The organism is Kitasatospora sp. NPDC057542, assembly GCF_042801945.1.
GTDB lineage: Bacteria > Actinomycetota > Actinomycetes > Streptomycetales > Streptomycetaceae > Kitasatospora.
This window is the reverse complement of sequence record NZ_JBHVFE010000624.1, coordinates 1-4,260: the sequence shown is the minus strand read 5'-3', so window position 1 is coordinate 4,260 and position 4,260 is coordinate 1. Positions and strand designations below refer to the sequence as shown.

Annotated in this window: 2 protein-coding genes; one reads left to right on the top strand and one right to left on the bottom strand. The window is 71.4% G+C overall.

What is annotated here, in order from left to right; genetic code table 11:
* Positions 1-49: 49 nt before the first annotated feature.
* Positions 50-1,528 carry a cytosine permease gene (locus tag ACFU7Y_RS41020; protein ID WP_224282983.1) on the bottom strand — a complete coding sequence of 493 codons (1,479 nt, stop codon included), beginning with the start codon at positions 1,526-1,528 and terminating at the stop codon, positions 50-52.
* A gap of 241 nt (positions 1,529-1,769) precedes the next feature.
* On the opposite strand from ACFU7Y_RS41020, the gene pepN reads away from it, so the two are divergent.
* Positions 1,770-4,259, top strand: coding sequence for an aminopeptidase N (pepN, locus tag ACFU7Y_RS41015; protein WP_380771495.1), 2,490 nt, complete (start codon positions 1,770-1,772; stop codon positions 4,257-4,259).
* Position 4,260: the final 1 nt, after the last annotated feature.

The window sequence follows — 4,260 nt, the reverse complement described above, 5'->3', positions numbered from 1 at the left end:
GCTCAGCTGAGCCGACGACCGGGCTGTCCGGGGGTGTCGGGGCGTGCGGTCAGACGGTGACCTGTTCGGCCCGCTCCGCCTGGCGGCCGACGGGCTGCTGGGCGGTGGCCGAGGTGTTCTCCCGGGGGGCGGGGAGTACGGCCATGATCACGCCGGAGATCACGATGGTCGCCGCCCAGGCGAGCCCGTACCTGCCGACGGGAGTGTCGGAGAGCGGGCCGGCGAACCAGTCGCACTTGGTGAAGGCGAGCCCGATCAGCAGCGCGAGCACCCAGGACACCATCGCCTGCCAGCAGAAGCCGCCCGTGTACCAGTACCGGCTGTTCCTGCTGGTGTCCATCAGCGCGGCGGCGTCGTAGCGCACCGCACGCGACCGGCGCCGGAACATGTCCACCGCGTAGACGCCGATCCAGGCCGAGAAGGAGACGGCGAGCAGGATCAGGAAGGTGATGAAGGAACCCAGGAAGCTCTTGGCGACCAGCATCAGCAGCAGGCCGCCGACCAGCGAGATCACGGCGTTGATGCTGACGGCCATGGCGCGCGGCAGCCTGACGCCCATGGTCTGCGCGGTGAAGCCGGCCGAGTACATGGAGAGGCTGTTGATCAGCAGCATGCCCACGATCGCGGTCAGCAGGTAGGGCACGGCCAGCCAGGTCGGCAGCAGGTCGCCGAGGAAGGAGACCGGGTCCGCGGCCTGCGCCAGGCCGGGCGAGGCCACCGCCATCACGGCACCCATCAGCACCATCGGCACCATCACCAGGCCGGCGCCGGAGACCGTCACGCCGGCGATCTTCCTGCCGGAGACGGAGTGCGGCAGGTAGCGGGTGAAGTCCGGGCCGGTGGGGACCCAGCTGATGCCGCCGGCGGCGATGGTCCCGATGCCGGCGATCATCATCGTCGTGGTGCCCGCGGGCTTGGAGAAGACCTCGCCCCAGTGCATGGTCGCGACCAGGTAGCCCAGCACCAGCACGCTGAAGACGCCGAAGAGGTACGTCGACCAGGTGTTGCAGACGTTCAGCGCCTTGCGGCCCATGCCGGAGACCAGGAAGGTGCAGGTGACGAAGGCGAAGAGCGTGATCACGATCAGCGCGGTGTTGCTCTTGACACCGAAGAGCAGGTCAAGGACGGTCAGCACGGCGTAGGCACCGGTGACGGCGTTGATCGTCTCCCAGCCGAACCGGGCAATCCAGAGGATCGCGCCGGGGAAGAGGTTCCCGCGCACCCCGAAGGTGGCCCGCGAGAGGGTCGCGCCCGGCGCCCCGCCCCACTTCCCGGAGACCGACAGCACGCCGACCATGCCGAACGAGACGAGCGCGGCGCACGCGGCGACGACCAGGACCTGCCAGAAGTTCAACCGGTTGAACACCACCAGGGCCGCACCCATGGTGAGAAGCAGGACGCTGATGTTCGTCGCGGCCCAGGTCGGGAAGAGCTCGCGGACTCTGCCCCGGCGCTCGTGGTCGGGGACGGGTTCGATACCGCGGGTCTCTACAGCGCCGTCGGTGTCGGCGGTGGACAGGTTGTCCATGAGGGTGGCTCCGTGCGTGTGAAGCGGGAGGTTAATCGGTCAAATGGGGCATTTATGGAACTCTTCGCGCGTAGCACGGGAGTTGCTCCATCCTACTTTGTTCCGGATGTGACCCGATTGTGCGGTTGCTCACCGACGGTGAGGCGCCGGGCGGTCGGGCGGAACTTCGGCGTCCCCACCGGCGCGCCCGAGGCCGAAAAACGGGTGCCGCCGGCCCGTCGGATGGAGCAGCATGGCCCGCATGTCCGACACCTCAGTACTCACCCGCGCAGAGGCCGTCGAGCGCCACCGTCTGCTCGACGTCCGCACCGTTCACCTCGACCTCGACCTGACCCGCGGCCGGGAGGTGTTCGGCTCCACCACGGTGATCCGCTTCGGCTGCACCACCCCGGGCGCCGGGACCTACGTGGATGTCAAACCGGCCGGACTCCACCGGGTGGTGCTGAACGGCCGCGAACTGGACGTCGACGCGCTGCGGGCCGGGCGCTTCCCGCTGACCGACCTGGCGGCCGACAACGAACTCACCGTCGAGGCCGACATGGCCTACTCGCACACCGGCGAGGGCATGCACCGCTTCGCGGACCCCGCCGACGGCGAGGACTACGTCTACACCCAGTCCTTCCTCGACGACGGCCCGCGGGTGTTCGCATCCTTCGACCAGCCCGACCTCAAGGCGCAGTACACGGTGTCCGTCACCGCGCCGCAGCAGTGGACCGTGGTCGGCAACGGTGTGGGCCGCCAGGTCTCGCCCGGCCGCTGGGAGTTCGCGCCCACCCCGGCGATCAGCAGCTACCTGGTCTCCGTGGTGGCCGGCCCGCTGCACTCGGTGCGCGCCGAGCACGACGGGATCCCGCTCGGCCTGCACTGCCGCCGCTCGCTCGCCGCCCACCTGGACGCCGACGCCCCCGAGCTGCTGGAGATCACCCGGCAGGGCTTCGACCACTACCACCGGGTCTTCCGGCACCGCTACCCCTTCGACAGCTACGACCAGTGCTTCGTGCCGGAGTTCAACGCCGGTGCGATGGAGAACCCGGGCTGCGTCACTCTGCGCGACGAGTACGTCTTCCGCTCCGCCGTGGCCGACACCAAACGCGAGGAACGCGCCTTGGTGGTGGTGCACGAGATGGCGCACATGTGGTTCGGCGACCTGGTCACCATGAAGTGGTGGGACGACCTGTGGCTGAACGAGTCCTTCGCCGAGTACATGGCCTACAGCGTCACCGCCACCTCCACCCGCTTCACCAGCGCCTGGACCGGCTTTGCCGCCGACCGCAAGACCTGGGGCTACGACGCCGACCAGCGCCCCTCCACCCACCCGGTGGCACCCGGCACGGTGGACGACACCGCCCAGGCGCTGCAGAACTTCGACGGCATCTCCTACGCCAAGGGCGCCGCCGCACTGCGCCAGCTGGTCGCCTGGCTCGGTGAGGAGGCCTTCCTGGCCGGAGTCAACGACTACTTCGACGAGCACGCCTTCGGCAACGCCACCCTCGACGACCTGCTCCGCGCGCTGGCGGCGGCCAGTGGCCGCGACGTCCACGGCTGGGCCGACCGCTGGCTGCGCACCACCGGCGTGGACACCCTGCGGTTGACCGACGGCCGGATCGAGCACACCTCGGCCGACGGCGGGCGGCGCCCGCACCGGCTGACCGTGGGCCACTACCGGCGCACCGCCGAGGGCACCCTGGAGCTGGCCGACCGCGTGCCCCTCGACCTGGCGGCCGACGGCACCGCGGCGCAGCCGGCCGCGGCCGAGCTGACCCTGCTCAACGACACCGACCTCAGCTTCGTCAAGATCCGTCTCGACCCCGGCTCCTGGCAGACCGTGCGCTCCTCGCTCGGCGCGGTGCCCGAGGAGCTGGCCCGGGCGGTGCTCTGGAGCGCCGCCCGGGACCAGGTGCGCGACGGGGAGCTGGCGCCCGGCGAGTACCTGGAGCTGGTCGCCGCCCACCTGTCCGGCGAGACCTCGGTGCACCTGGTGGATGCGGTGCTCTCCTTCGCCCGCGAGTTCGTGGTGGACTGCGCCGTGCCGCCGGCCGGGCGGCCGGCGGCGCTGGCCGGACTGGCACAGGTCTGCCGAACCCTGCTGCGCCGCACCGACGGCGCGCCGGACCGCACCGGCCTGCGCCTGGTGGCCGTGCGCGGCGTGATCGGCACCGCCGTCGGCGAGTCGCAGGCCGCCGAGCTGCGCGACTGGCTGGCGGCCGGCACGGTGCCCGGCGGACCGGTGCTCGACCCGGACCTGCGCTGGCAGCTGCTGCTGCGGCTGTGCGTGCTCGGCGCGGCGGGTGAGCCGGAGATCGCCGCCGAGCTCGCCGCCGACCCCAGCGACACCAGCGAGCAGGGCGCCGCCCGCTGCCGCGCCGCACTGCCCGACGAAGGGGCCAAGGAGGCCGCCTGGCAGACGCTGTTCCACGGCAAGCTCTCCAACTACCTGGCCACCGCCACCGCCAGGGGGCTGTGGCAGCCCGAGCAGGCCGATCTCCTGGACGAGCTGATCGTGCGCTACTTCAAGGAGCTGGGGTCAGCCGCCGGCCGCCGCGGCCCCGCACTGGCCCGGGTGCTCACCACGGCGGGCTTCCCCGCCTTCGCCGCCACCGAACAGACGGTGCGGGCCGCCGAGGCCTGTCTGGCCGATCCGGACCTCACCGCGGCGACCCGGCGCGGACTGGTGGACCAGCTGGACACGTTGCGCCGCGCGGTCCGGGCACGGGCACTGGCCGAGCAGTAGC